Raw genomic sequence first — 26,834 nt, forward strand, 5'->3', positions numbered from 1 at the left:
AACCATGAACACACACACCACCACGGCCGACAACGCCCAGCCCCACGACGAAAAACCGCCCACCGGCCTCATCCCCATACCCACCCCCACCGCACGAGCCCTGGCCACCGGCGGCGGCGCACTCACCATCATCTCCGCCTTCCTCGCCTGGACCTGGACCGCCGCATTCCCCGGCGACCTCACCGTCTACGGCTACCCCGGCGGCCTCCAATGGCTCGTCCTCATCACCGGCGCCCTCACCACCCTCCTCGGACTCGCCTCCTACAACATCAAAGGCATCCGAGCCATCGCACCAGGCAACGCCGACGCCGGCCTCAAATACGCGGCCCTCGCAGCCTTCGCCACCGCCTGGTACACGATCCTCGCCATCAGCACCAAACTCGGCGGACTCGCCAACCTCGAACCCGGCGGCTGGATCACCGCCATCGCCACCCTCAGCGCCCTCACCGGCGCCCTCGCCCTCCCCTTCCGGCGACCCGACACCTACCCGGTCGACCCCGAAGACACCAACTGGGAACAGTTCAAACACCGCCTGCGCAACGGCATGACCGTCCTCAAGGGCGCCTTCGCCGCCGACACACCCCCCACACCCCGCAAACTCAACTCATACCTCGAAATACTCGTCATCATCGCCGCCCTCGCCACCGGCCTCCTCGTCTTCACCTACGGCATCGGCACCGAATACGACGAACTCTTCATCGGCTTCCTCATCTCCGTCGGCCTCGGCTTCGCCGCCCTCGCCAAAGCCGGCCTCGTCGCCCAAATCTCCGTCTACACCGCACGCCACCGCAACATCACCCTCACCGGCGCATTCCTCGCCGCAGCCGCATTCCCCTTCACCCAGAGCGACGACCAATACGCCACCATCGGCGTCTACATCCTCATCTTCGCCACCGTCGCCCTCGGCCTGAACATCGTCGTCGGACTCGCCGGCCTCCTCGACCTCGGATACGTCGCCTTCCTCGGCGTCGGCGCCTACGCCGCCTCCATGGTCTCCGGATCCCCCAGCTCCCCCTTCGACATCCACCTCCCCTTCTGGGGCGCCATCCTCGTCGGCGCCGCCGCATCCCTCATCTTCGGCGTCCTCATCGGAGCCCCCACCCTCCGCCTACGCGGCGACTACCTCGCCATCGTCACCCTCGGCTTCGGCGAAATCTTCCGCATCGTCGCCATGAACTCCGACGGCGCCTCAGGACCCGACATCACCAACGGATCCAACGGCATCTCCTCCATCCCCAACCTCAAAATCCTCGGCTTCGACTTCGGCATCGAACACACCATCGCCGGCTTCACCATCGGCCGGTTCGCCAACTACTTCTTCCTGATGCTGCTCATCACCCTCGTCGTCGTCCTCGTATTCCGCCGCAGCGGAGACTCCCGCATAGGACGCGCCTGGGTAGCCATCCGCGAAGACGAAACCGCCGCACTCGCCATGGGCATCAACGGCTTCCGCGTCAAACTCATCGCCTTCGCCCTCGGCGCCTCACTCGCCGGACTCGCAGGAACCGTCCAAGCCCACGTGACCTACACAGTCACCCCCGAGCAATACCAATTCGCCAACACCGTCCCCCCCAACTCCGCATTCCTCCTCGCCGCAGTCGTCCTCGGCGGCATGGGAACCATCAGCGGACCCCTCGTCGGCGCCGCACTCCTCTACCTCATCCCCAACAAACTCGCCTTCCTCGGCGACTACCAACTCTTCGCCTTCGGACTCGCCCTCGCACTCCTCATGCGCTTCCGCCCCGAAGGCCTCATCCCCAACCGGCGCCGCCAACTCGAATTCCACGAAGCCGAACTCGCCCCCGGCGAAACACCACCACCCGCAGTCCTCAGCAAGACAGGGGCCTGACCCATGACCACAGACACCACCAAAAAGGGCCCCGCCCCCACCACCCCCGCCGGAGAACCCGTCCTCGACGCCCGCGGCGTCACCATGCGCTTCGGCGGCCTCACCGCCGTACGCTCCGTCGACCTCACCGTCAACAGCGGCGAAATCGTCGGACTCATCGGCCCCAACGGCGCCGGAAAAACCACCTTCTTCAACTGCCTCACCGGGCTCTACACCCCCACCGAAGGCGAAGTCCGCTACAAAGGCACCATCCTCCCCGCGAAATCCTTCAAAGTCACCGCGGCCGGAATCGCCCGAACCTTCCAGAACATCCGGCTCTTCGCCAACATGACCGTCCTCGAAAACGTCCTCGTCGGCCGCCACACCCGCACCAAGGAAGGCCTCTGGTCAGCCCTCCTCCGCGGCCCCGGCTTCCACAGGGCAGAAGCAGCATCCAAGGCACGCGCCATGGAACTCCTCGAATTCGTAGGACTCGCCGAAAAAGCCGAACACCTCTCCCGCAACCTCCCCTACGGAGAACAGCGCAAGCTCGAAATCGCCCGAGCACTCGCCAGCGAACCAGGACTCCTCCTCCTGGACGAACCCACCGCCGGCATGAACCCCCAAGAAACCCGCACCACCGAAGAACTCGTCTTCGCCATCCGCGACATGGGCATCGCCGTCCTCGTCATCGAGCACGACATGCGCTTCATCTTCAACCTCTGCGACCGCGTGACCGTCCTCGTCCAAGGCGAAAAACTCGTCGAAGGAACCAGCGAGACAGTCCAGCAGGACGACCGCGTCATCGCCGCCTACCTCGGCGAGCCCTTCGAGGAGAACAACTCATGACCGCACTCCTCGAGGTCGAGGACCTCCGCGTCGCCTACGGCAAGATCGAAGCCGTCAAAGGCATCTCCTTCACCGTCGACGCCGGCCAGGTAGTCACCCTCATCGGCACCAACGGCGCAGGAAAGACGACGACACTCCGCACCCTCTCCGGCCTCCTGAAGCCCGTCGGCGGATCGATAAAATTCAACGGGAAGACCCTCCGCAAATACCGCGCCGACCAAATCGTCGCACTCGGCCTCGCCCACTCCCCCGAAGGCCGCCACATCTTCCCCCGCATGACCATCGAGAACAACCTCCGCCTCGGCGCCTACCTCCGCACCGACAAAGGCGGCATCGAAAAGGACATCCAGCGCGCCTACGACCTCTTCCCCATCCTCGGAGAACGCCGAAGGCAAGCAGCAGGCACACTCTCCGGCGGCGAACAACAAATGCTCGCCATGGGCCGCGCACTCATGTCCCAGCCCAAACTCCTCATGCTCGACGAACCCTCCATGGGCCTCTCACCGATCATGATGCAGAAAATCATGGCCACCATCGCCGAGCTCAAGGCCAACGGCACCACGATCCTGCTCGTCGAACAGAACGCCCAGGCCGCGCTCTCCCTCGCCGACCACGGCCACGTCATGGAAGTCGGCAAGATCGTCCTCTCCGGCACCGGAGGCGACCTCCTGCACGACGAATCCGTACGGAAGGCCTACCTGGGCGAGGACTGACCCCGCCTCGCGCCCGCGCATACGAAGAGGCCCGCATCCCCTGGCCTGGGGACGCGGGCCTCTTCGTACGTACTGCTGATCTCCGGGCTAGCCCTTGGCCGCCTTCTTCTCCTCGGCGTCCTCGATGACCGCCTCCGCCACCTGCTGCATCGAGAGCCGCCGGTCCATCGACGTCTTCTGGATCCACCGGAACGCGGCAGGCTCCGTCAGGCCGTACTCCGTCTGGAGAATCGACTTCGCCCGGTCCACCAGCTTCCGCGTCTCCAGCCGCTGCGAGAGGTCCGCGACCTCCCTCTCCAGCGTCTTCAGCTCCGTGAACCGCGAGACGGCCATCTCGATCGCCGGAACGACGTCACTCTTGCTGAACGGCTTCACGAGGTACGCCATCGCGCCGGCGTCCCTCGCCCGCTCCACGAGGTCGCGCTGCGAGAACGCGGTCAGCATCAGCACCGGGGCGATGGACTCCTCGGCGATCTTCTCCGCCGCGGAGATGCCGTCCATGACGGGCATCTTCACGTCCAGGATCACGAGGTCCGGCCTGTGCTCACGGGCCAGCTCGACGGCCTTCTCGCCGTCACCGGCCTCGCCTACGACGCTGTAGCCCTCTTCCTCGAGCATCTCTTTGAGGTCGAGCCGGATCAGGGCCTCGTCCTCGGCGATGACGACGCGGGTCGTCAGCGGCGGCACGTGCGACTGGTCGTCGTCGGACACGTCGTCTGCGGGCTGGGGCGACTCGGGGGCGGTCACGGGGGCTCCTCGATCAGGGCAGGGGTACAGCTCCCAGAAGCCTACCTAGCTACGGTATGGTGGTTGGGCAGCGGGTCGAGGTAAACCTTCGATTCACTGGGCCCCGGTAGCCCAATTGGCAGCAGGCAATGGATTCAAAACCCATACAGTGTCGGTTCGAGTCCGACTCGGGGCACTTTTCCTTCATTTCCAAGGTCACGTGAACTTCGCTGAGCTTCACTTGATCGTGTACGCAATCTGACTTATCCCTCGCCGGGACGCCCTATGCGAGCAGCCTCGACCCCATGTACGACATGGGCACCCGCAGGCGAGTACTGGCTCTGATCGGGCAAGGCCGCAGCCTCAACTCCGTAAGCAAAGAGACTGGCGTCTCGCGGGCGGCAATGCGGGCCTGGCAGACGCGCGTCGAACCGCTCTCACGCGCCACGCCATGCCCACGATGCCTGATCGAACCCGAGCTCCCCTCAAGCCCTGCGGTTTACGCCTACCTACTGGGCCTGTATCTCGGTGACGGTTGCATCAGCTACCACTGCCGCGGCGTGTACTTCCTCCGTGTCACATGCGCCGACGCCTGGCCCGGGCTTATCGATGCATGCGCCGAGGCCATACAGATCGTCCGCCCGGACAACCGAGTCTTCCGCGTTCAGCGACAGGGCTGCCAGAACGTCACCTGTTACAGCAAGCACTGGCCCTGCCTCTTGCCCCAGCACGGTCCCGGCAAGAAGCACCACCGCAAGATCGCCCTGGAGCCCTGGCAGCAGGAGATCGTGGACGCTCACCCGTGGGACTTCGTGCGAGGGCTCATCCACTCCGACGGGTGCCGCATCACGAACTGGACGACCCGCGTCATCGCCGGTGAACGCAAGCGCTACGAGTATCCGCGCTACTTCTTCAGCAACGTCTCCGACGACATCCGGCAGCTCTTCACTGACACTCTCGACACCCTCGGAGTCGCGTGGACGCACTGCACCCGAGGCGGCAACCCGTTCAACATCTCGATCGCCCGCAAAGCCTCCGTAGCCCTCATGGACACCCACATCGGCCCCAAGTACTGAAAGCTACGTACTGAAAGCTACCGGGGGCTGTCGTCCTCGCCGATGTGGTGTACCCGCACCAGGTTCGTGGAGCCCGCGACCCCCGGTGGGGAGCCGGCCGTGATGACGACGACGTCGCCCCGCTCGCAGCGGCCGATCTTCAGGAGGAGTTCATCGACCTGGTCGACCATCGCGTCGGTGGATTCGACGTGCGGGCCGAGGAAGGTGTCGACGCCCCACGTGAGGGTGAGCTGGGCGCGGGTCGCCGCGTCGGGGGTGAAGGCGAGGAGCGGGATGGGTGAGCGGTAGCGGCTGAGGCGGCGGACGGTGTCGCCGGACTGGGTGAAGGCGACGAGGAACTTGGCGCCGAGGAAGTCGCCCATTTCGGCGGCGGCGCGGGCGACGGCGCCGCCCTGGGTGCGGGGTTTGCTGCGTTCGGTGAGGGGCGGGAGGCCCTTGGCGAGGATGTCCTCTTCGGCTGCTTCGACGATGCGGGCCATGGTGCGGACCGTTTCGATGGGGTATTTGCCGACGCTGGTCTCGCCGGAGAGCATGACGGCGTCGGTGCCGTCGATGACGGCGTTGGCGACGTCGGAGGCTTCGGCGCGGGTGGGGCGGGAGTTGTCGATCATCGAGTCGAGCATCTGGGTGGCGACGATGACCGGTTTGGCGTTGCGTTTGGCGAGCTTGATGGCGCGTTTTTGGACGATCGGGACTTGTTCGAGGGGCATTTCGACGCCGAGGTCGCCGCGGGCGACCATGATGCCGTCGAAGGCGGCGACGATGTCTTCGATGTTGTCGACTGCCTGGGGTTTTTCGACTTTGGCGATGACGGGGAGGCGGCGGCCTTCTTCGTCCATGATGCGGTGGACGTCTTCGATGTCGCGGCCGCTGCGGACGAAGGAGAGGGCGATGATGTCGCAGCCGATGCGCAGGGCCCAGCGGAGGTCTTCTTCGTCCTTGTCGGAGAGTGCGGGGACGGAGACGGCGACGCCGGGGAGGTTGAGGCCCTTGTGGTCGGAGACCATGCCGCCTTCGATGACGGTGGTGGTGACGCGGGGGCCGTTGACGGCGGTGACTTCGAGGGTGACTTTGCCGTCGTCGACGAGGATGCGTTCGCCGGTGGTGACGTCGTCGGCGAGGCCGCTGTAGGTGGTGCCGCACTGGTGGCGGTCGCCTTGGGCTTCGTGTTCGACGGTGATGGTGAATTCGTCGCCGCGTTCAAGGAGTACGGGGCCTTCGTGGAAGCGGCCGAGGCGGATCTTCGGGCCTTGAAGGTCGGCGAGGATGCCGACGCTGCGGCCGCCTTCTTCTGAGGCCTTGCGCACGCGCTGGTAGCGCTCCTCGTGTTCGGCGTGGGTGCCGTGGCTGAGGTTGAAGCGGGCTACGTCCATTCCGGCTGTGACCAGTGCCTTGATCTGGTCGTACGAGTCGGTGGCGGGTCCCAGGGTGCTGACGATTTTTGCTCGGCGCATGGTTCGAGCCTAGGGCTTACCCGCTGGTAGGGAATTGGTTGGACATGACTCCTCAACAACCTTTGTGTGAAGGGTTGTTGTCAGGTGTTGAAGTGTGCGGGGTGCTGCTCCGATGAGCATTCCTCAGAGGTCGGGCGGGGTCATGGTGAAGCGGGCGTTGACGGTGGCGTAGACGTGCTGGCGTTGTGGTTCGAGGTCGAGGGGTGCGGCTTCGGTGGTGTGGTCGGCGGCTCCGGCGTAGGCGGCGCGCATGCCGCCGGCGGGGCTTGCGTAGCCGCCGTAGGCGGGGGTGTTCTCGGCGCCGATGTCGGCGAGTTCGGTGAGGGCGGCGAGTCCGGTGCCGAGGGCGTCGGCGTATTCGCGGGCGCGTTGGACGGCTTCGCGTACGGCTTGTTGGCGTGCTTGGCGGTGGGTGGGTGAGTCGGGGCGCAGGGCCCACCAGGGGCCTTCGACGTGGGTGAGGTCGAGGTCGGCGAGGCGGGTGGTGAGTTCGCCGAGTGCGGTGAAGTCGGTGAGTTCGGCGGTGGTGTGGACGCGGCCGTGGTAGGCGCGGATGCGTTCGCCGCGGCCGTGTTTGGTGAGTTCGGGGCTGATGGAGAAGGTGCCGGTCTCGATTTTCTCGACGGCGTCGCCGTAGGTCTTGATGAGGTCGAGGATGCCTGTGTTGCGGCGGGTGAGGTCGTTGAGGGCGTCGCGGCGGTCGGTGCCGCGGGCGTGGACGGTGACGCTGATGCGGGCGATTTCGGGGTCGACTTCGAGGTGGGCTTCGCCGCGGACGGCGAGGCGTGGGGCTTCGGGGGTGCCGTAGGGGGCGGGGTTGGTGTCCATGGGGTCACTGTCGCATCGCTTGGCGGGGCTGGGGCTCATCTGACAGTCACCGGATCGAAACCTGTGGGGTCTGTTGCGGTCGGGTGGGTGCGGGCCAGAATCTACGCGCGTTATCTACGCGCGTTACCGAGGTCTGATCGAGGAGTACTGAGATGCCGCTGAACCGCAGGAAGTTCTTGGGCACGTCTGCCGCGTCCGGCGTGGGTCTGGCTGTCGCGGGGGCGGCGGTGGCGCCGTCCGTGGCGGAGGCGCGGGGCGGGCGCGGTGGGCACGGCCGGCGGGAGAAGCGGTACTCGTTCACCGTTCTGGGCACGACGGACCTGCATGGCAATGTCTTCAACTGGGATTATTTCACTGACAAGGAGTTCGACGACAAGGACCACAATGATGTGGGGCTTGCGAAGATCTCGACGATGGTGAATGAGGTACGTGAGGAGAAGGGGCGCCGCAACACCCTGCTGATCGACGCGGGTGACACGATCCAGGGCACGCAGCTCTCGTATTACTACGCGAAGGTCGATCCGATCACGGCGAAGCACGGTCCGGTGCATCCGATGGCGCAGGCGATGAACGCGATCGGTTATGACGCGGCGGCGTTGGGGAATCACGAGTTCAATTACGGGATTCCGGTGCTGCGCAAGTTCGAGGAGCAGTGTGACTTCCCGCTGCTGGGGGCCAATGCGCTGGATGCGAGGACGCAGCGTCCTGCTTTCCCGCCGTACTTCATGAAGCGGCTGCGTACTCCGCACGGCCGGGATGTGCGGGTGGCGGTGCTGGGTCTCACGAATCCGGGCATCGCGATCTGGGACAAGGCGAATGTGCAGGGGAAGATGACGTTCCCGGGTCTTGAGGAGCAGGCGGCGAAGTGGGTGCCGAGGCTGCGGTCGATGGGTGCGGACGTGGTGATCGTGTCGGCGCACTCCGGGTCGAGTGGTACGTCGTCGTACGGGGATCAGTTGCCTTATGTGGAGAACGCGGCGGGTCTTGTGGCCGAGCAGGTGCCGGGGATCGACGCGATTCTGGTCGGTCACGCGCACACGGAGATTCCCGAGTATTTCGTGGAGAACAAGGCGACGGGCAAGAAGGTGGTTCTGTCGGAGCCGTTGAAGTGGGGGCAGCGGCTGACGCTGTTCGACTTCGATCTGGTGTGGGAGAAGGGGTGCTGGACGGTGGAGAAGGTCGGGGCGCGGGTCCTGAACTCCAATGCCGCGGCGGAGGATCGGAAGATCACGCGGCTGCTCGCCGATGAGCACGAGAAGGTCGTGGCGTACGTGAACCAGGTCATCGGTACGTCGATGGCGGCGATGAGCACGGCGGAGGGTCCGTACAAGGATGTCCCGATCATTGATCTGATCAATGAGGTGCAGCGGGAGACGGTGGCGGAGGCGCTGAAGGGTGGGGCGTACGCGGCGTTGCCGGTGCTTTCGCAGGCGTCGTGTTTCTCGCGTACGGCGCAGATTCCGGCGGGTGATGTGACGATCAGGGACGCGGCGGGTCTCTACCCCTTCGAGAACACTCTGGAGGCGCGGCTCGTGACGGGGGCGCAGCTCAGGGAGTATCTGGAGTTCTCGGCGCGGTATTACGTGCGGACGGCGGCGGATGTGCCGGTGGATCCGGCGAAGTTGACGAATGCGGAGGGCATCCCGGATTACAACTATGACGCGGTGTCCGGTGTGACGTATGAGATCGATGTCGCGAAGCCGGTGGGTTCGCGGATCGTGAAGCTGTCCTTCGAGGGCAAGGAGATCGATCCGAAGGCGGAGTTCGTGCTCGCGGTGAACAATTATCGGGCGAGTGGCGGCGGCAATTTCCCGCACATCGCGGGTGCCAAGCAGTTGTGGGCGAATTCGGAGGAGATCCGGAACACGATCATCGGGTGGGTGAAGGCGAAGGGGACGGTCGACCCGGGTCAGTTCGCGTCGGTGGGCTGGAAGCTGACCCGGGACGGTACGCCGGTGTTCTAGACGGTGTTCAGTTCGGGCGCCGCTCAGTTCTTGAGGGTGGCGAGGTCGACGGCGTCGGCGAGTGCTTGGGCGCCGGCGTCGTTGACGTGGAGGCCGTCGCCGCTGTCGTAGTCGTCGTGGATGCGGTCGGGGTCGGCGGGGTCCGCGACGGCGGCGGCGAAGTCGGCGTAGGCGTCGAAGGGGCTGTCGGTGCCGCGTATCCAGGCGTTGACCTCGCGGGCGACGGCAACGCCTTCGGGGGTGGAGTAGCCCTCGTAGATGGTGTCTTTGTAGGGGCCGACGGTGGTGGCGATGGCGGTGAGGCCTGCGGCGTGGATGCGTTCGGCGAGGGTGGTCAGGCCGGTGATGAGGTCGGCGGCGGTGGGGATGGGGGCGGGGTCGGGGTAGGCCTCCTGGCCGGGGATGCCGAGGTCGTTGAGGCCGAAGTGGATCAGTATGTGGGTGGCGCCGGGGATGTCGAGGGCGTCGCGCTGGAGGCGGGCGAGGGCGTGTTCGCCGATTTCGTCGGTGAGCAGGCGGTTGGCTGAGAGGCCTGTGTTGACGGTCCAGCCGGTGTGTCCTGCTGCCCGTAGGCGGTTGTTGAGCAGGTCGGGGAAGCGGTTGTCGGTGTCGTTGGTGGTGCCTGTGCCTTCGAACCAGGAGTCGCCGAAGGCCACGGTGACGGGTGTGCCGGTGGGGGCGAGGACGTCGGCGCCGCTGATGAAGTGGCGGGTGGCGAGTTCTTCGAGGCCTTCGGTGCCGTCGAGGGTGGGGGCGGTGAGGGCGTTGCCGGGTACGGCGTAGCCGGTGCGCAGGGGGACGGCGGAGTAGGTGGCGGGTCCGGTGTCCTGCGGGAGCCAGAGGGTGAGGGCCCATTCGTCGCCGGCGGAGACGGTCTGGTGGATGGTGTCGGTGGTGACTTCCTCACCGGCGGGGATGGTGAAGTCGTGGGCGCCGTCGACGTGCAGGGTCGTGTCGCTGTGGGGGTCGGTGGCGCTGCCTTCGGTGCGTTTGGCGAGGTGGGCGCCGCCGATGTGGAGGGGTTGTCTGCCGTAGCGGTTGCTGAGGTGGATGCGGAGTGCGGTGCCGGCGCCGTCGAGGCGGATGACTTGGCGGAGGGTCTGGTCGGAGAAGCGGCGGGTCTCGAACAGCTCGATGGTTTCGTACGGGCTGACGACGGCGGAGCGGAAGGCGGCGGTCCAGGTGGTGGCCGGGGCGGGGGCCGGGGTGGTGGTGCCGGTGGTGTCGGTGGTCATGCTGGGCTGAACAGGCTTGCTGTGCGCGGTATTTCGTGCCGGGGTTGTTTCTGGCCGGGAATATTCGGTGGTGTGGGTGTGCTGGGCGGCCTCAGCTGCTGTGGGCGGCCTCAGCTCCTGGGGGCGGCCTCAGCTCCTGAGCCGTACGAGTTTCCCTTGGTGTTCCCCCGTGTGTCCGGCGGTGCGGGCGCCGGGTGCTTCGTGGGGCTGGAGGCCGAAGGTGGTGAACGCGGTGCGGGTGGGCAGGGGGTAGGGGTTTCTGCCGGTGAGGGCGTTGAGGATGGTGGCGCTGCGCCAGGCGGCGAGGCCGAGGTCGGGGGCGCCGACGCCGTGGCTGTGGCGTTCGGCGTTCTGTACGTAGATGTTGCTGCCGGTGCGGGTGATGGTGGGGTCGAGGTCGAGGCGGTACTGCTCGTCGATGCGGGGGCGGGCGGAGGAGTCCTTGCGGATGTGGGGGTCGAGGCCGGCGAGGAGCTGGTCGAGGGGGCGTTCGCGGTAGCCGGTGGCGAGGACGACGGCGTCGGTGGTGAGGCGGGAGCGGGTGCCTTGCTGGAGGTGCTCCAGGTGGAGTTCGACGCGGGTGGCGCCGACGCGTCCCGCGGTGCGTACGCGGACGCCGGGGGTGAGGACGGCGTCGGGCCAGCCGCCGTGGAGGGTGCGTTGGTAGAGCTGGTCGTGGATGGCGGCGATGGTGTCGGCGTCGATGCCTTTGTGGAGTTGCCACTGGTGGGGGACGAGGCCGTCGCGTACGGCTTCGGGGAGGGCGTGGAAGTAGCGGGTGTAGTCGGGGGTGAAGTGTTCGAGGCCGAGCTTTGAGTACTCCATGGGTGCGAACGCTTCGGTGCGGGCGAGCCAGTGGAGTTTCTCGTGTCCCTCGGGGCGGGCGCGGAGCAGGTCGAGGAAGATCTCGGCGCCCGACTGGCCGGAGCCGATGACGGTGATGTGTTCGGCTTCGAGGAGGGTGTCGCGGTGGTGGAGGTAGTCCGCGGAGTGGATGACGGGGGTGCCGGGGGCTTCGGCGAGGGGTTTGAGGGGTTCGGGGATGTGGGGGGCGGTGCCGACGCCGAGGGCGATGTTCTTGGTGTGGGTGCGGCAGAGGGCTTCGGCTTCTCCGTCGGCGTCTAGTTGGGTGTAGTCGACTTCGAAGAGGGCGCGTTCGGGGTTCCAGCGGACGGCGTCGACCTGGTGGCCGAAGTGGAGTCCGGTGAGGTTCTCGCTGACCCAGCGGCAGTATGCGTCGTATTCGGCGCGCTGGATGTGGAAGCGCTCGGCGAAGTAGAAGGGGAAGAGGCGCTCGCGGGTCTTGAGGTAGCTGAGGAAGGACCAGGGGCTGGTGGGGTCGGCGAGGGTCACGAGGTCGGCGAGGAAGGGGACTTGGAGGGTGGCGCCTTCGATGAGGAGTCCGGGGTGCCAGTGGAAGGCGGGCCGCTGGTCGTAGAAGGCGGTGTCGAGTTCGCCGAGGGGGTGGGCGAGGGCGGCGAGGGAGAGGTTGAAGGGGCCGATGCCGATGCCGACCAGGTCGCGGGGGGTTTGGCGGGTGGTGAGCGGCTTGGGTCCTGGCTGGTCGGGCGTGCCGGTCATCGGGGGGTGGTTCCTTCCGTGGGGTGGGGGTCGGTGCGGGCCGGGTGGTGGTGTTCGACCAGTGCTTCGACCATTGCTTCGACCAGTGCGAGGAGCCGGTTGAGGTGTTCGGGCCGGGTGTGGGGGTTGAGCAGTGTCGCTTTGAGCCAGCGGCGTCCTGCGAGGTCGGCGCGGCCGAGGACGGCGGTGCCTTCGGTGAGGAGTTGTCTGCGTACGTGGGCGATGTGGTGGTCGTCGGCGTCGGTGGGTCTGAAGAGGACGGTGCTGATGGTGGGGGTGGAGTGGAGTTCGAAGCGGGGGTGTTTGTCGATGAGGGCGGCGAACTCCTGGGCCTGGTCGCAGACTTGGTCGACGAGGGCGCCGAGTCCTTGGCGGCCGAGGGCTTTGAGGGTGACGGCGATCTTGAGGATGTCGGGGCGGCGGGTGGTGCGCAGGGAGCGGCCGAGGAGGTCGGGGAGGCCCGCGTGGGTGTCGTCGTCGGCGTTGAGGTAGTCGGCGCTGTGGGTGAGTGCGGTGAGATCGGTGGGGTGGCGTACGGCGAGTAGTCCGGCGGCGGCGGGCTGCCAGCCGAGTTTGTGGAGGTCGAGGGTGACGGTGTGGGCGCGGTGGATGCCGTGCAGGAGGTGTTTGCGTACGTCACTGAAGACGAGGCCCGCGCCGTAGGCGGCGTCGATGTGGAGGCGGGCGGAGTGGGCGGCGCACAGGTCGGCGATGTCGTCGAGGGGGTCGATGAGTCCGGCGTCGGTGGTGCCCGCGGTGGCGGCGACCATGAGGGTGCCTGGGCGGCCCGCGGTTGCGGTGAGGGCCTGGTCGAGTGCTGTGGGGTCGAGGGTGCCCGTAGGGGTGGGGATGACGGTGGGGGCGGGCAGGCCGAGGAGCCAGGCGGCGCGGGCGAGGCTGTGGTGGGCGTTGGCTCCGACGAACAGGCGCAGGGGTCCTTGGGTGGCGGGGTTCTCACGGGCGAGGAGCAGGGCGAGCTGATTGGCTTCGGTACCACCGGTGGTGACGAGGGCGTCGCCCGGCCCGCCGGCGAGGTCGTCGCCCGGCCCACCGGCGAGGGCGTCGCCTGACCCACCGCTGAGAGCGCCGCCCGGCCCACCTGCGAGGGCATCGCCCGACCCACCGCTGAGGGCGCCGCCCGACCCGCCGGCGAGGGCGCCGCCCGGCCCACCGGCGAGGGCATCGCCCGGCCCACCGCTGAGGGCATCACCCGGCCCACCGGCCAGGGCGCTGCCCGGCCCACCGCTGAGGGCGTCGCCCGGCCCACCGCTGAGAGCCTCGCCCGGCCCGCCTGCGAGGGCATCGCCCGGCCCGCTGAGGCTGTCGCCGTTCGCGTAGATCTCGGCGGTGAGCGTGCGCGTGACGAGTGCTTCGAGTGTGGAGGCCGCGGGCGCCTGGTCCCAGGAGTCCATGGAGGGGTTGAGCGCGGACGCGGCGAGGTCGGCGGCGGCGGCCACGGCGAGCGGCGGGCAGTGCAGATGTGCGGCGCAGAGCGGGTCCGCGGGGTCGGCGGCGCCTTCGGCGAGCGCGTGGACGAGGCTGCGCAGGGCCGCTTCTGGGCCTTCGCCCTGTTCGGGCAGGAGGGGCAGGGCGGCGGCGCGTACGCGGTCGGCGACGGCTTCGGGGCCCCCTGCGGGCAGGGGGCCCCGGCGGGCTGTCGCGCCCTCGCGGAGGGCTCGGAGTGTGGTGGCGAGCAGCGGCTGGAGGGCATCGGGGCCGTGGGCGCCTCCGGCGAGGGGCGGCGGGGTGCTCATGGGCTTGTCCTCCGGATGCGCGCGTGCGGGAGGACCAGCCTGTACAACGCACGCACCGGTTGCCCGAGTACTTCGGGGAACCGAACCCGAAAGTGGTACTTGCGTACTGGAGGCAGGTGTCGGTGTGCGGTGGGGTGCTAGGCGCGGGGGCCCGGCGGTGCCCGGCAGCCCGGCAGCCCGGCAGCGCCCGGCGGCCCGTTGGTGCCCGGCGGCCCGGCAGCGCCCGGCAGCCCGGCAGCGCCCGGCAGCCCGTTGGTGCCCGGCGGCCCGGCGTGCCCGGCGTGCCCGGCGGTGGCTAGGAGGTGCGGAAGTCGGCCTTGTGGTCGTGGGCCCACTGGTCGAAGGTGCGGGCCGGCTGTCCGGTGACGGCTTCGACGGTGGTGGTGATCTCCGGTTCGGTGCCGACGGCCTCGGCGAAGGAGGCGAGGAGGTCGGGCAGCATCTGCGGCGGCACGTGCGGGAACATCTCGGGGCCGACGTCCTCGGCGGGTACGTCGATGAAGCGCAGGGTCCGGCCGAGTGCGGCGCCGATGGCGTGGATCTGCTGTTCGGTGGTGACGGCGTGGGGTCCGGTGAGGCGGTGGACGGCGCCCTGGTGGCCGTCGTCGAGGAGGGTGCGGGCGGCGACGTCCGCGATGTCGGCCTCGTGGATGGGGGCGGTGGCGGCTGCGGCGAAGGGGCCGCGGACGGTGTCGCCGACGCGTATCTGGGGCGCCCATTGCAGGGAGTTGGTGGCGAAGGCGTTGGGCCGCAGGAAGGTGTGGTCGAGGCCGCTCTCCCGTACGCGCGCTTCGAGTTCGGCGTGCATGACGTGGATGGGGTGGCTGGTGTCGGCGCCTTCTTCGATGATGCCGGACGAGAGGACGGTGACGTGCTTCACTCCGGCCGCCGCGGCGGCTTCGAGGAGCGCGGCGGTGTGTGCGCCGGCGGCCCGCAGGTGGAGGAAGAGCCGGGTGGCGTCCTTGAACACGGCGGTCAGGTCGTCGGACGGGGTGTGCTCGCCGGAGAGGTCGAGCCGTGCGACTTCGGTGGCGGCGGGGAGCCGGGCGCGTTCGGGGTCGCGGGTCAGGGCGCGTACGGGGGTGCCTTCCGCGCCGAGCCGGTCGACGAGGGCGCGGCCTACGTTTCCGGTGGCTCCGGTCACGACGATCACGTGGGGCTCCTTCGGCGTGGGGTGGCCGGGGCGGCAGGTCCGGCCCGGCTCTTGATCGAGCCTAGGCCGGGCCTGCCGTGGGAGGGATCGTCGGTTGGGACGAGGAGGTGTAGGTCGTGGGTCCTACGTCCGGCGGCCCGGCGGCCCGGCGGCCCGGGGTCAGGCTCCGCCGTTTCCTTCCCGTACGCGCAATGCCCGTGCCAGGTCGTCGAGTTGGTCGGCGAATTTGCGGCGCAGGGCGGGGATGGGGTCGGCGTCGCGCAGGCAGCGCTCGCCGAGGTGGAGCGTCTCGGCGTCGACGAAGGGTGCGGGGAAGGCCCAGGCGCCCACGACGTCGGCGATGGCGGGGCCGCGCCGGGCCGCCACGGTGACGGCGTCCTCGTAGTAGCGCGGCACGTATTCCCGTACGAGGTCGGCCTGTTCGGGCTGCCAGAAGCCCTGGGCGGTGGCCTTGAGGAGGTAGTTGGACAGCTCGTCGGTGGCGAACATGGCCTCCCACGCGGCTCGTTTGGCGGCGGCGTCGGGCAGTGCGGCCCGGCAGCGTGCCGCGCCTTCCTGGCCGGTGGCGCTGGGGTCCCGTGCCAGTTCGGCGGCGATGGCGGCTTCGTCGGTCGCGTCGAGGACGGCGAGGCGGGCGAGGACGCGCCAGCGCAGTTCGGGGTCGAGTTCGGGGCCGCCGGGCACGGTGCCCTCGGTGAGCCAGGCCTCCAGGGGTGCCGGCTGGGTGGCGACGTCGATGGCGCTGCGGACGGCGGTGAGGCGGAGGCCGGGGTTGGAGCCGTCCTCGGTGCGGCGGATCAGGTCGCGGCAGAGTTCGCCGAGGGTGGCGAGGGCGGCGGGCCGTTCGTCGGGGCCGGTGTAGCGGCCCGCGATGTGGGCGGTGGCGAAGGTGAGGACGCCCTGGACGACGGCGAGGTCGCTCTCCTCGGGGAGGTGGGTGAGGGCGGCGCGCAGGTAGACGGCCGGGGGGAGTTCGCCGTCGCGGACCATGTCGCGCAGGCTGTTCCACAGGACGGCGCGGGTGAGCGGGTCGGGGACCTGGGAGAGGCTCGCGAGGGCGGTCTCCTGGGAGGCCGTGTCCAGGCGGATCTTGGCGTAGGTGACGTCCTGGTCGTTGGGGACGACGAGGGCGGGGCGGCCGCCGTCGCGTTCGACGGTGGTGGTGGCGGAGATGTCGGTCTCGAAGCGTTCGCGCAGGACGAGCGCGGGGCCGCCGGCGAGGTCACGGTCGTACACGCCGACGGTGACGCGGTGGGGACGCCCACTCTCGCGGCCCGCTGTGCCGCCGTCCCCGTGGACCGCCTCGCCGCCGTCCCCGCGGCCCCCGTCACGGTCGATGCCGAGGGTCCACCGGCGTCCCTCGTGGTTGACCTTCGAGGTCAGGGTGTCGACGCCGGTGGTGCGCAGCCATGCCTCGGCCCAGGAGTGGACGTCGCGGTCGGTGGCGTGGGCGAGGGAGTCGATGAAGTCGGCGAGGGTGGCGTTGCCGAACTTGTGCCGGGTGAAGTGCGTGTTGATGCCGGCGAGGAAGTCCTTCTCGCCGAGCCAGGCGACGAGCTGGCGCAGGGCGCTCGCGCCCTTGGCGTAGGAGATGCCGTCGAAGTTGAGCATCGCGGAGGCGGTGTCGGGCACGGCGGCGGGGTCGGGGGCGACGGGGTGGGTGGAGGGGCGTTGGTCGGCGTCGTAGCCCCAGGATTTGCGGGCGATACCGAAGTTGGTCCACGGGTCGGTGGATGGGGTATCCCCTGCTCGAACGGAGTTGAGAGCTTGGGGAAGGGTGGCTTCGGCGGTGGTCTGGAAGCCCATGTACTCGGCGAAGGACTCGTTGAGCCAGATGTCGTCCCACCAGCGCAGGGTGACGAGGTCGCCGAACCACATGTGGGCCATCTCGTGTGCGATGACCATGGCGCGGGTCTGGCGTTCGGTGTCGGTGACGGCGGAGCGGTAGATGAACTCGTCGCGGAAGGTGACGAGGCCGGGGTTCTCCATGGCGCCGGCGTTGAATTCGGGGACGAACGCCTGGTCGTAGGAGTCGAAGGGGTAGGGCTCCTCGAACTTCTCGTGGTAGCGGTCGTAGAGGGCGCGGGTGAGGCCGAGGATCTCGTCGGCGTCGGTGTCCATGTGGGGCGCGAGTGACCGGCGGCAGTGGATGCCGAAGGGCAGGCCGCGGTGTTCGGTGCGCACCGAGTGCCAGGGTCCTGCGGCGACGGCGACGAGGTAGGTGGAGATGAGGGGGGTGGGCGCTGCCTGCCAGGTGCCGTCGCCGAGGTGGCGGGTGACGCCGTTGGCGAGGACGGTCCAGTTCTCGGGGGCGGTGACGGTCAGCTCGAAGACGGCCTTCAGGTCGGGCTGGTCGAAGGCGGCGAAGACGCGCTGCACGTCTTCCATGAAGAGCTGGGTGTAGAGGTAGGTCTCGCCGTCGGTGGGGTCGGTGAAGCGGTGCATGCCCTCGCCGGTGTGCGAGTAGCGCATGGCGGCGTGTACGCGCAGTTCGTGTTCGCCGGTGGTGAGGCCGTGCAGGGTGAGGCGGTTGTCGTCGAGTCCTGCGGGGTCGACGGGCTGCCCGTCGAGGGTGACGGAGTGCAGGGCGGCGGGCTTGAGCTCGACGAAGGTGGCGCCGTCCGCGCGGGCGCTGAAGCGGATGGTGGTGCGGGACTCGAAGGTGTCGCCGGTGGCGTCGGCCGCCTGGGTCAGATCGAGTTCGACCGTGTACCGGTGGACATCGATGAGCTGGGCACGGGTCTGCGCTTCGTCGCGCGTCAGTACGGGCATGGCCCCATGCTGCCCGATGTCACCGGCATCGGTGTAGGAGTCGGTTCCCGGCGCCCGCGCGTGGGGGTGGGCGCCAGGGTCTGTCGTTTGGATCAGGTCGGCTGGAGGGGCGGTGCCTTTCGGCTTGGCCCGAGCGGGGTCTGGTGCGTGCAGCTGCAAGGCGGAGGAGGGCGACAACGCGATGGGGGTGCCCCCTGCTCGAGCAGAGCCGAGAGCTTGGGGGAGTTGGCAACCGACGACAACGCCGGTGGGGGTCCCCCCGCGACGTTCAGGCGTGGGGGAGTGCGTGCCAGACCCCGCGACGCCGAGATGATCCAAACGACAGGCCCTAGGAGGACTTGGCGATCGTCTCGTGGTGGCGGATCACCTCGGCGATGATGAAGTTGAGGAGTTTCTCGGCGAACGCCGGGTCGAGTTTGGCGTTCTCGGCGAGTTCGCGCAGGCGGGCGATCTGGCGGCCCTCGCGGGCGGGGTCGGCGGGCGGCAGGTGGTGGTTGGCCTTGAGGTGGCCGACCTGCTGGGTGCACTTGAAGCGTTCGGCGAGCATGTGGACGACGGCGGCGTCGATGTTGTCGATGCTGTCGCGCAGGCGGGACAGCTCGGCGTGGACGGCCTGGTCCTCGGGGGTGCCGGCGGCGTTGCTCCCGGGGGCGTCCGCGCTGTTCGCGTCACTGGTGTGGCTGGTGGTCATGGGTCACGAGCCTACGTTGCCGGGGTGGGTCCGCCCGCGGCGGAAGAGCGCAGAATCGGCGGGTGGTCGGGGTCGGGTACTTGTTGGGACCAGCCGCCGGGTACGGCCCTGCCCTGCTGTTCCCGGAAGCGGACGGGGGCGGTGCCGACCCGGCGGGTGAAAAGGCGTGAAAAGTACGCCGGGTCGTCGTAGCCGACGCGGCGGGCCACCGCGGCGACGGGCAGTTCGGTGGCGGCGAGGAGTTCCTTGGCGCGGCCGAGGCGGATGCCGAGGAGGTAGTCCTTGGGGCTGCATCCGGCGCCGCGGCGTACGGCGGTGCGCAGTTCGGCGGGGGTCATGCCGTGCCGTGCGGCGTGTTCGGCGACGGACAGGGGCTGGAAGGCGTCGCGGGCGAGGGCCTGGAGCACGGGGTCGCCGTCGGGGGCGATGTCGGCGCGGGCGCGGCGCAGGGCGACGAGGAGTTCGTGGACGGCGGCTCCGGTCTCGACTTCCAGGAGCGGGTTGCCGCGGCGGGCGGCGCGGGCGATGCGGCCGACGGCGGCGCGTGCGCCTGCCGCGTCGGAGAGGGGGACGACGGCTCGGGTGGGTTCGATGTAGCCGAGTTCGGTGTAGGTGGCGGTGGCGGGTCCCGTGAAGTCGACGAAGCACTCGTCCCAGCCGGTGTCGGGGTCGGGCCCGTAGTGGTGGCGTACGCCGGGGGTGAGCCAGATCAGGGCGGGCGCGGTCACTTTCGTACGGCGTCCGTCGGGGCCGCGGAACCAGCCGCCGCCCGCGCTGATGACGACGGCGACGTGGTGGTCGAGGGTGCGCGGGCCCACGGTCGGCAGGAGGCCGTGCTGGAGGCCGACGCCGAGGCAGGCCAGGCCGAGCCGGTGGTGGGCCGGGCTGGGAGTGAAATACCGCATCCATGTGTGGTACATCCGCGTGCCCCTTCCGGTGCGGGCCAGGCATGTGTCCCGCTCGCTGCGTCCAACCGGAACCGATCTTTGTCCATGGACCCTGCCGCCCGCCAGAGGTGATCGTGGGCGAGCGTGCTGTGAGCGAAGGGACACGATGGACGATTTCAGGGTCGGCGAGGACGATTTCCGGGTCGGCGAGGACGGATTCCGGGTCGGCGAGGACGATTTCGAGCTGGACGGGCGGCCGGTGCGGCTGCTCTCCGGCGCGCTGCACTACTTCCGGGTGCACGAGGGGCAGTGGGGGCACCGTCTGGCGATGCTGCGGGCGCTGGGCCTGAACTGTGTGGAGACGTATGTCCCGTGGAACCTGCACGAGCCGTTCCCGGGCACCTACCGGGACGTCGAGGCGCTCGGCCGTTTCCTGGACGCGGCGCGGGACGCGGGCCTGTGGGCGATCGTGCGGCCGGGCCCGTACATCTGCGCGGAGTGGGAGAACGGTGGCCTTCCGCACTGGCTGACGGGGGTGGTGGGGGTGCGTGCGCGGACGCGGGACGAGGAGTATCTGGGGCATGTGGGGCGCTGGTTCCGGCGGCTGCTGCGGGAGGTCGTGCCGCGGCAGTACGGCGGTCCTGACGGCGGGCCCGTGATCATGGTGCAGGTCGAGAACGAGTACGGCAGTTACGGCTCGGACCAGGTGTATCTGGCCCATCTCGCGGACCTGCTGCGGGCGCGGGGTGTGCGGGTGCCGCTCTTCACCTCGGACGGCCCCGAGGACCACATGCTGACCGGCGGTTCGATTCCGGGTGTCCTTGCCACGGCCAACTTCGGTTCGGGTGCCCGGGCGGCGTTCGCGGTGCTGCGCGGGCACCGACCTTCGGGGCCGTTGATGTGCATGGAGTTCTGGTGCGGCTGGTTCGACCACTGGGGCGCGGAGCACGTCGTGCGGGACGCGGACGACGCGACGGCGGCGCTGGCGGAGATCCTGGAGTGCGGGGCGTCGGTGAACCTGTACATGGCGCACGGCGGCACGAACTTCGCGGGCTGGGCGGGCGCCAACCGCGGGGGTGGCGCGCTGCACGACGGGGCGCTTGAGCCCGACGTCACCTCGTACGACTATGACGCGCCGATCGACGAGTACGGCCGTCCCACGGCGAAGTTCCGGGCGTTCAGGGAGGTCTTCGCGCGGTACGCGCCGGGGCCCTTGCCGGAGGTTCCCGAGCCGCTGCCGGTGCTTGGCGCCCCGGTGTCGGCGGCGCTGACGGACTGGGCGGCCCTGGACACGGTCCTTGACCGGCTCGGTACGCCGGAGGCGGAGCACGCCGTCCCGCCCACCTTCGAGGAGCTCGACGTGGACCGCGGCGTGGTGCGGTACGCGCTGACGGTGCCGGGTCCGCGCGGCCCCTACCCGCTGTCCGTGCGGGGGCTGCGTGACCGGGCGGTCGTGTACGTGGACGGGGAGCGGGCCGGGGTCCTGACCGAGGACGAGCCGGTCCTGGCGGAGCCGGTCGCGGGGTACGCGCGCGTGGAGCTGTGGGTGGAGTCCCTGGGGCGGGTCAACTACGGGCCGCGCATGGGTGAGCCGAAGGGCATCGAGGGGGGTGTCCTGCACGAGCGGCAGTATCTGCACGGGGTACGGGCGCGGGGGCTGCGGCTCGACGCGTTCGACGTGGCGTCGGCGGTGCGGGAGGTCCCCGCGGGCGGTCCGGCGCGGGGGCGGCCCGGCCTGTACCGGGGTTCGCTGTCCGTGCGTGGCGCGGGCGATGCCGCGCTGGAGCTGCCGGGCTTCACGCGTGGCTTCGTGTGGGTGAACGGCTTCAACCTGGGGCGTTACTGGTCGGTGGGCCCGCAGAGGTCTCTCTATGTGCCGGGTCCTGTGCTGCGGGAGGGCGAGAACGAGGTGTGGGTCCTTGAGCTGGAGGGGGGCGGGGAGCGGGTCGTTCTGCGGTGAGGGCGGTGCCGGCCGCGCGCACCCGCTGGGTGGGCGCGGCCGGGGCGGCGGTCAGAGCTCAGGCGCTCAGATCTCAGGCGGTCAGATCTCAGGCGCTCAGATCTCGGCCACCTGGAAGGCGTCGAGCACGAACTCCGCCGTGCCGTCGTCGCCGGTCTTGCGCAGGCCCACCCAGGCCTCGCCCTCGGCGGGGGCGGTGAACTCGTAGGTGAGGGTGGTGGGCGATGTGGCGGCGGGGAGGTGCTTGCGGTCGAGTTCGCGGGCGGCGGGGGCGTCGACGGCGGTGATCCAGGCGTACTGGCCGGCCTTCTCGTTCTCGTGGCGGAAGGAGACGCGGTAGCGCTTGCCGGGTGTGAAGCGGACGGTGTGCGGGACGGTGCGGTAGACGAGTCCGGTGTTCTCGCCGCGTGACTTCAGGGAGTTGGTGCCGTCGATGACGTCGTCGATCTCCTTGCCGTTCCAGCCGCGCTGGGTGTACGGGGCGTGGCGCTGGGCGATGTGGGTGCGCGGGTCGGTGGCGCCGCCGGCGTCGCCCTTGACGAACGGGCCCCAGCCCTGCGGGACGTGTTCGAAGTCCTCGTGGACGAGGGTGCCGCGGGGCGTCTTCGGGTGGTGGGCGGCGACGACGCGTACGTTGTCGAAGCGCACGCGCGCGTGGCCCGCCTCGGCCCGCAGCGTCAGCTCCGCGGTGCCGCCGCCCTGGGGGACGGTGAAGCGGGTGAACATGCGCTGGAACCGGGTGCCGTGTTTGCGGTCGGCGGCGACGTGGTTGCCGGCGGTGGACGTCTCGGTGAAGTTGGCCGCGGTGACTCCGTCGGCGGTGCGCACCTCCAGGGACGCCTTGCGCCGCTCCCCCGCCTTCTCGCCGACCTCGACCTGTACGGAGGCGACGTACGTACCGGCTTTGAGGCGGGCGAGCCGTTGTCCGACGGATGCCGCGCCGCCCGCGCCGATGACCAGTTCGTGGTCGCCGAGCGCGCTGAGTTCCACGGCGGCGGGCCCGCTGACCTTCCACCCCTTGAGGGAGCCGGAGTGGAAGCCCGGGTCGCGCAGCGGAGTGCCCTGCCCCCACTTCGGGTCGGGCAGGGCGGCGGCGCGCTCGCGGTAGAGGACGTAGGGCTGCTTCGCCTCCGCCTTGAGGGTGACCTTGCCGTCCACTACGGAGACGTACGACTCGAAGACCCTGCCCTGGTCGGTGAGCCGGTACAGGGCGACGCGGGAGCGCTTGGCCCACGCGCGCGGGAGGCGCCAGTCGCTGCTGCCGCCCGCGGGGTTGTAGTGGTACAGCTTGGCGGGAGCGGTGGCCTTGCGGGGCTCCCAGGGCAGCAGGTAACGGCCGTCTTCGTAGACGACGTTTCCGTCGGTGGTGATGCGGCGCTTGCCCGAGGCGTCGGAGACCGTCGTCCCGCTCGCCCTGGAGCCCGCCGCTCCGAAGAAGGTGATCTCGTGCTCGTCCCAGGTCTTGATGGGGTACGCCTGGAGGTACTTGGCGGGCAGCGAGTGGGTCCAGATCAGCTCGTAGAAGGCGTGCCAGTCGGTCTTGCCGATCCAGCCCTCGAAGTTGCCCATGCGGGCGATGCCGAGGAGGGTGGGCCACTTGTCGGCGAAGACGTCCTTCTGGTGGTTGCGGACGAAGCGGATCAGGCGGGAGTTGAGGCCGCGCGAGGTGTCGCCGCCGTAGTCGGTCTCGGTGGCCCAGTGCGACCAGACCGCGGAGCGTTCCAAGCCGTGGCCCCACTCGGTGGTGATCGTCCAGCCCTGTTCGCGCAGGGCGCGCTGGAGGCGGTCGGAGGTCCAGCCGGATTCGCGGAACACATCGATGTACAGGGCGTTCAGGCCATCGTCGGTCTGGGCGCGCAGGTCGGCGAAGCGGCGCACGATGTCGCCGGAGACGAGGTCGCGGCGCTGGTCGATGCGGTAGCTCTGGTCGAGCCAGTCCCACTGCTCGTCGCGTCTGTCGACGAGCTTCTCGGAGAAGGCGTGGGCGACGGGGTAGGACTCGGTGGCGTTGACGTGCACGCTGAAGGTGCTGTTCCACTTCTTGCCCTCGTGGACCAGGGTGTTGAGGTCCTTGAGGCCGCCCGCACGCTCGTTGTAGTTGCCGGCGTAGTCGGGGTGGGCGGAGTCGTGCCCCTCGGACTGGTAGCCCTTCAGGAGCGTGTACTGGCCGAGGCCGTCGGTCGCCAGGTGGATGCGCTTGACGTTGTCGAGGGTGGCCAGAAAGGGGTTGGTGGCCTGTGAGGCGAAGTTGAACGGGATGTGCGGGACGACGCGCAGATGCTGTTCGTCGGCGCCGAGCGGGGTGACCATGATGTCGCGGAAGGCGATCGCGGCGTCCTGCCAGTCGACCTTGCCGTCGCCGTTGCGGTCGCCGGTGATCACGACGGTGGCGTACGGGAGGGGTTCGGTGGCGTCGACGGGCGCGGTCGCGGCGCGGTGCGTCCACTGCCCCGGGCTCAGCCTGGCCTCCACGTGGTCGCCGCTGCGCACCGTCTCGCGCCACAGTCGGCCGTTCTCCCAGGTGGTGCCCGCCTCGCCGGTGGGTTTGTCGTAGACGGTGTTCGTCTCGACCGCCCCGCCGAGCCCGTCGTGCGCGACGACGGCGTACGCGCATCCGACGGCCGCCTCGGCGGGCGTGTCCTTCCGCGGCCGCACGAGCGTGTCGCCGCTCTTGGCCTTGTCCAGCTGCACCTTGGCGGCGAGCAGGGCGGCGCCGGGCTGGTCACTGCGTACGGAGAGCAGGGCGAGCCCGGGTATGCGCAGGGTGCCGACTCGCAGCGTGTCCGTGTCCGCGATCCTCGTGACCCGCCAGTGGACCTGCCGCCCCTCGACCGCGATCTCCACGTCGATCCGGGTGCCGCCGTCGAAGAGCATTTCGTACGAGATGCGGTCCCTGCCCGGCGAAGCGGTGACCTCCGGCGTCCGCTCCGCCCCGTCGACGATCACCGCGCCCAGCGGCTCCGCCCGGCCGTGCAGTACGGCACCGCTCGCGCGGTCGGTGTACGAGATGACGCGGGGGAAGTCGCCCGCGACGCGGACGTCCAGGGCGGCCGAGCGCAGGACCACCTCGCCCGCGGGGCGCTTGGCCGCGCCGGGCGCGCCGAACGCGCTCCCTGCCGCCCCCAGGGCGGCCCCCACCCCGGCTATCGCGCCCGTGGCGACCACGGCTCGGCGGCTCGGCCCGGACCTGTCTGACGGCAGCATGCGGCACCCCTCGGTGGACGGAACTCGTGCGGCTCACGATGCGCGGGTCCGGCCGGGGGCGCCCATGGACAAAGGAGGGGCAGGTGTTGGACTAACGGGGGCCTGGGGCGGGCCGGGCAGCGCGACGGGGCGCCCGCGGGTGCGGGCGCCCCGTGCGTGGAGCGTCGGGCCGTGCCGGAACTCAGAGTCCCGCGGCCGCCTTCTCTATGTCGGCAGCGAAGGTCGACACCTCGGTGTAGACGCCGGGGAACTTCGGCCGCGCGCAGCCGTTGCCCCAGCTCACGATGCCGACCTGGATGTACTCGCCGGCCTCGTCCTTGCGGAACATCGGGCCGCCGGAGTCGCCCTGGCAGGTGTCCGTGCCGCCCTCGGCGAGCTTGCCCGCGCAGAGCTCCTCACCGGGCGTCAGGTCGTCGCCGTACGCGGCCTCGCAGTCGGCGTCGCTGACGAACGGGACGGTCGCCTTGAGGAGGTTCTGCTGCTGCTGGCCGCCCTCCTTGTCGGCGCCCCAGCCCGCGACGGTGAAGTCACCCTCGTTGTACGTGGTGTCCTTGGCGATCTTCAGCGTGGGCTGGTCGATCGGCTTGGCGAGCTTGATGAGCGCCCAGTCCTTGCCCTTGCCGTCGTAGCCGGGGGCTTGCAGGACCTTGGTGGACTTGACGCTGATCGCGTCGGGGCTCTCCAGGTCCACGACACCGCCGGTGGCGGTGATGCTCGTGTTGTCGCCGGAGCCGTCCACGCAGTGAGCGGCGGTCAGGACGACGTCCTGGGCGTACAGCGCGCCGCCACAGCCCATCGACAGACGGACCATGAACGGGAACTCACCCTGTTCGGCGGGGGTGCCGCCGACTATGCGCTCACCCGGCTGGGGGCCCGGGTTCGGCGCCGCCTGAGCGGCCAGGGGCTGAAGGCTGACGGTGGCCAGAGCGATCGCGCCGAGGGTGGCGGCTCTCTTCACTCCACGCAGCTTGGTCTTCAATTGTCTTCCCTTCGTGGGGGGTTCGTGGGGGGATACACGCCTGAGCGGGCCCCTGCCGACCGCACGGGAGTACGTGAGGGTGGCATGAGCCCGCCAAAGCGTTGCTGCGGATTATGGAGATCGATGTCCGCTCAGGACAAGGGGCGGTTTCCAGCCACGGCCTGTCGTGTGCGCCCGGTCCGGTGTCGGTGGCCGGCCGTACAGTGGCCGCAGACGTGATGGCCGGTGGTGGCGTCAGGGGGTGGGGGCGTGGCGGACGGCGGTGGGCCTGTCGTGCACGGCTATCCCCATCTGGAGACCGTCCGCGCCGCCATCACCGCGCTCTACAAACGCCTCTCGTACGACACGGTCCGCACCTTCGACACCAGCGTGGCCCCCGTCGACGTGGCCTTCGGCGACCAGGACGACCTGCATCTGGGCGCGCAGCGCGTGGCCCGCGAGATGGTGCGGCACCTGCGCCTCCCCGACGCCCGCGTGATCGTCGGCTTCCGGGAGATGCGGCACGCGGCGTCCGTCGAACTCGCCGCCGGGCCGGAGTACTTCGTCGAGCTCAACGACCGTTTCCGCACCCACCGGCGGGACATCGGCGCGGCCCTCGCCCACGAGGTCATGCACGTGTATCTGCACCGCCTCGGCCTGACGTTCCCCGGCACCCGTGACAACGAGATCCTGACCGATACCGCCGCCGCGTACCTGGGCGCGGGCTGGCTCCTCCTCGACGCCTACCGCGAGGACGGTGTCTCCTCGCAGAAGCTGGGCTATCTGACGCCGGAGGAGTACGGATACGTCCTGGCCAAGCGGGCGTTGGCGTTCGGCGAGGCCCCGGAGACGTGGTTCACCAGCGCGCAGGCCTACACGGCGTACACCAAGGGCCTCGCCCGGGCCCGCCGTGACGAACAGCAGCCTCCGCTGACGGCCGCCGGGTGGGTGGGGAAGCGGCGGTACGCGAAGGACCGACGGTACGCGGTGGATCACAGGGCCGCAGGGGCGCCGGGAGTCACCGGAGCCGGCGGAGCCGACGAGGGGTACGCGTTCTCCGGGGACGGGCGCGGTGCGCTGCGGGTGGCCTTCCCCTGCCCGGTCTGCCGGCAGCGGATACGGGTGCCGGTCCAGGGGCGGGTGCGGGCGCGCTGCGGGTTGTGCCGGGCGGTGCTGGAGTGCGACACGTAGGCGCTGGGCG

At 69.6% G+C, this 26,834-nt stretch carries 19 protein-coding genes and 1 tRNA gene; 8 read left to right on the forward strand and 12 right to left on the reverse strand.

Annotated features, from left to right (window positions below; genetic code table 11):
- Positions 1–4: 4 nt before the first annotated feature.
- Genes ACZ6JY_RS23535 through ACZ6JY_RS23545 form a run of 3 tightly spaced genes read left to right on the forward strand, consistent with a single transcriptional unit; the run spans position 5 to position 3,390 of the window.
- Positions 5–1,849, forward strand: coding sequence for a branched-chain amino acid ABC transporter permease (locus ACZ6JY_RS23535; protein ID WP_469198441.1), 1,845 nt, complete (start codon positions 5–7; stop codon positions 1,847–1,849).
- A 3-nt stretch (positions 1,850–1,852) separates the two neighbouring features.
- Positions 1,853–2,677, forward strand: a complete 825-nt coding sequence (locus ACZ6JY_RS23540; RefSeq protein ID WP_469198443.1) for an ABC transporter ATP-binding protein — start codon at positions 1,853–1,855, stop codon at positions 2,675–2,677.
- Complete coding sequence (locus ACZ6JY_RS23545) at positions 2,674–3,390, forward strand: ABC transporter ATP-binding protein (protein WP_469198445.1); 717 nt, start codon at positions 2,674–2,676, stop codon at positions 3,388–3,390. Before ACZ6JY_RS23540 ends, ACZ6JY_RS23545 begins: the two co-directional genes overlap by 4 nt.
- Positions 3,391–3,477: 87 nt before the next feature.
- Here ACZ6JY_RS23545 and ACZ6JY_RS23550 read toward each other — a convergent pair whose 3' ends face one another.
- Positions 3,478–4,137 (reverse strand): ANTAR domain-containing response regulator, encoded by a 660-nt coding sequence (locus ACZ6JY_RS23550; RefSeq protein ID WP_469198447.1) that lies wholly within the window; start codon positions 4,135–4,137, stop codon positions 3,478–3,480.
- A gap of 100 nt (positions 4,138–4,237) precedes the next feature.
- On the opposite strand from ACZ6JY_RS23550, the gene ACZ6JY_RS23555 reads away from it, so the two are divergent.
- Positions 4,238–4,312, forward strand: a tRNA-Leu gene (locus tag ACZ6JY_RS23555).
- A gap of 109 nt (positions 4,313–4,421) precedes the next feature.
- The gene (locus tag ACZ6JY_RS23560; RefSeq protein WP_469198449.1) at positions 4,422–5,192 is read left to right on the forward strand and encodes a transcriptional regulator; all 771 of its coding nucleotides are present in this window, start codon (positions 4,422–4,424) and stop codon (positions 5,190–5,192) included.
- Positions 5,193–5,209: 17 nt separating this feature from the next.
- Here ACZ6JY_RS23560 and pyk read toward each other — a convergent pair whose 3' ends face one another.
- Entirely contained in the window at positions 5,210–6,646 is a 1,437-nt protein-coding gene (gene pyk / locus ACZ6JY_RS23565; RefSeq protein WP_469198451.1) for a pyruvate kinase, read from the reverse strand.
- Positions 6,647–6,769: 123 nt separating this feature from the next.
- Positions 6,770–7,474 (reverse strand): SIMPL domain-containing protein, encoded by a 705-nt coding sequence (locus ACZ6JY_RS23570; protein WP_469198452.1) that lies wholly within the window; start codon positions 7,472–7,474, stop codon positions 6,770–6,772.
- A gap of 152 nt (positions 7,475–7,626) precedes the next feature.
- On the opposite strand from ACZ6JY_RS23570, the gene ACZ6JY_RS23575 reads away from it, so the two are divergent.
- Positions 7,627–9,438, forward strand: a complete 1,812-nt coding sequence (locus ACZ6JY_RS23575; protein WP_469198453.1) for a bifunctional metallophosphatase/5'-nucleotidase — start codon at positions 7,627–7,629, stop codon at positions 9,436–9,438.
- A 23-nt stretch (positions 9,439–9,461) separates the two neighbouring features.
- On the opposite strand, the gene ACZ6JY_RS23580 is transcribed toward ACZ6JY_RS23575, so the two are convergent.
- From ACZ6JY_RS23580 to ACZ6JY_RS23610, 7 genes are all read right to left on the reverse strand, one after another.
- Complete coding sequence (locus tag ACZ6JY_RS23580; protein ID WP_469198454.1) at positions 9,462–10,673, reverse strand: GDSL-type esterase/lipase family protein; 1,212 nt, start codon at positions 10,671–10,673, stop codon at positions 9,462–9,464.
- Between the two features lie 129 nt (positions 10,674–10,802).
- On the reverse strand, positions 10,803–12,254 hold the full coding sequence (locus ACZ6JY_RS23585; protein ID WP_469198455.1) for a lysine N(6)-hydroxylase/L-ornithine N(5)-oxygenase family protein: 1,452 nt from the start codon (positions 12,252–12,254) through the stop codon (positions 10,803–10,805).
- Positions 12,251–14,008, reverse strand: a complete 1,758-nt coding sequence (locus tag ACZ6JY_RS23590; protein WP_469198457.1) for a pyridoxal phosphate-dependent decarboxylase family protein — start codon at positions 14,006–14,008, stop codon at positions 12,251–12,253. The genes ACZ6JY_RS23585 and ACZ6JY_RS23590 overlap by 4 nt, the downstream gene beginning before the upstream one ends.
- A gap of 295 nt (positions 14,009–14,303) precedes the next feature.
- Positions 14,304–15,161 carry an NmrA family NAD(P)-binding protein gene (locus ACZ6JY_RS23595; protein ID WP_469198459.1) on the reverse strand — a complete coding sequence of 286 codons (858 nt, stop codon included), beginning with the start codon at positions 15,159–15,161 and terminating at the stop codon, positions 14,304–14,306.
- 159 nt (positions 15,162–15,320) lie between these two features.
- Complete coding sequence (gene pepN / locus ACZ6JY_RS23600) at positions 15,321–17,933, reverse strand: aminopeptidase N (protein WP_469198461.1); 2,613 nt, start codon at positions 17,931–17,933, stop codon at positions 15,321–15,323.
- 328 nt (positions 17,934–18,261) lie between these two features.
- Complete coding sequence (locus ACZ6JY_RS23605; RefSeq protein WP_469198462.1) at positions 18,262–18,624, reverse strand: chorismate mutase; 363 nt, start codon at positions 18,622–18,624, stop codon at positions 18,262–18,264.
- An 11-nt stretch (positions 18,625–18,635) separates the two neighbouring features.
- Complete coding sequence (locus tag ACZ6JY_RS23610) at positions 18,636–19,544, reverse strand: helix-turn-helix domain-containing protein (RefSeq protein ID WP_469198464.1); 909 nt, start codon at positions 19,542–19,544, stop codon at positions 18,636–18,638.
- Positions 19,545–19,677: 133 nt separating this feature from the next.
- On the opposite strand from ACZ6JY_RS23610, the gene ACZ6JY_RS23615 reads away from it, so the two are divergent.
- Positions 19,678–21,471 (forward strand): glycoside hydrolase family 35 protein, encoded by a 1,794-nt coding sequence (locus ACZ6JY_RS23615; RefSeq protein WP_469198466.1) that lies wholly within the window; start codon positions 19,678–19,680, stop codon positions 21,469–21,471.
- A 96-nt stretch (positions 21,472–21,567) separates the two neighbouring features.
- Here the strand turns inward: ACZ6JY_RS23615 and ACZ6JY_RS23620 are convergent, their stop codons facing one another.
- On the reverse strand, positions 21,568–24,675 hold the full coding sequence (locus tag ACZ6JY_RS23620) for an endo-alpha-N-acetylgalactosaminidase family protein (RefSeq protein WP_469198468.1): 3,108 nt from the start codon (positions 24,673–24,675) through the stop codon (positions 21,568–21,570).
- Positions 24,676–24,856: 181 nt separating this feature from the next.
- Positions 24,857–25,654: a S1 family peptidase gene (locus tag ACZ6JY_RS23625; protein WP_469198470.1), complete on the reverse strand. Its 798-nt coding sequence runs from the start codon at positions 25,652–25,654 to the stop codon at positions 24,857–24,859.
- Positions 25,655–25,903: 249 nt separating this feature from the next.
- On the opposite strand from ACZ6JY_RS23625, the gene ACZ6JY_RS23630 reads away from it, so the two are divergent.
- Entirely contained in the window at positions 25,904–26,824 is a 921-nt protein-coding gene (locus tag ACZ6JY_RS23630) for a hypothetical protein (RefSeq protein ID WP_469198472.1), read from the forward strand.
- Positions 26,825–26,834: the final 10 nt, after the last annotated feature.

It is taken from the genome of Streptomyces sp. NPDC046335 (genome assembly GCF_055587985.1).

Coding starts and splice junctions, on each gene's coding strand:
- ACZ6JY_RS23570 (WP_469198452.1), bottom strand. CDS start 7,474: ATGGACACCAACCCCGCCCCCTACGGCACCCCCGAAGCCCCACGCCTC.
- ACZ6JY_RS23540 (WP_469198443.1), top strand. CDS start 1,853: ATGACCACAGACACCACCAAAAAGGGCCCCGCCCCCACCACCCCCGCC.
- ACZ6JY_RS23560 (WP_469198449.1), top strand. CDS start 4,422: ATGTACGACATGGGCACCCGCAGGCGAGTACTGGCTCTGATCGGGCAA.
- ACZ6JY_RS23545 (WP_469198445.1), top strand. CDS start 2,674: ATGACCGCACTCCTCGAGGTCGAGGACCTCCGCGTCGCCTACGGCAAG.
- ACZ6JY_RS23580 (WP_469198454.1), bottom strand. CDS start 10,673: ATGACCACCGACACCACCGGCACCACCACCCCGGCCCCCGCCCCGGCC.
- ACZ6JY_RS23605 (WP_469198462.1), bottom strand. CDS start 18,624: ATGACCACCAGCCACACCAGTGACGCGAACAGCGCGGACGCCCCCGGG.
- ACZ6JY_RS23575 (WP_469198453.1), top strand. CDS start 7,627: ATGCCGCTGAACCGCAGGAAGTTCTTGGGCACGTCTGCCGCGTCCGGC.
- pyk (WP_469198451.1), bottom strand. CDS start 6,646: ATGCGCCGAGCAAAAATCGTCAGCACCCTGGGACCCGCCACCGACTCG.
- pepN (WP_469198461.1), bottom strand. CDS start 17,933: ATGCCCGTACTGACGCGCGACGAAGCGCAGACCCGTGCCCAGCTCATC.
- ACZ6JY_RS23590 (WP_469198457.1), bottom strand. CDS start 14,008: ATGAGCACCCCGCCGCCCCTCGCCGGAGGCGCCCACGGCCCCGATGCC.
- ACZ6JY_RS23610 (WP_469198464.1), bottom strand. CDS start 19,544: ATGTACCACACATGGATGCGGTATTTCACTCCCAGCCCGGCCCACCAC.
- ACZ6JY_RS23620 (WP_469198468.1), bottom strand. CDS start 24,675: ATGCTGCCGTCAGACAGGTCCGGGCCGAGCCGCCGAGCCGTGGTCGCC.
- ACZ6JY_RS23615 (WP_469198466.1), top strand. CDS start 19,678: ATGGACGATTTCAGGGTCGGCGAGGACGATTTCCGGGTCGGCGAGGAC.
- ACZ6JY_RS23535 (WP_469198441.1), top strand. CDS start 5: ATGAACACACACACCACCACGGCCGACAACGCCCAGCCCCACGACGAA.
- ACZ6JY_RS23585 (WP_469198455.1), bottom strand. CDS start 12,254: ATGACCGGCACGCCCGACCAGCCAGGACCCAAGCCGCTCACCACCCGC.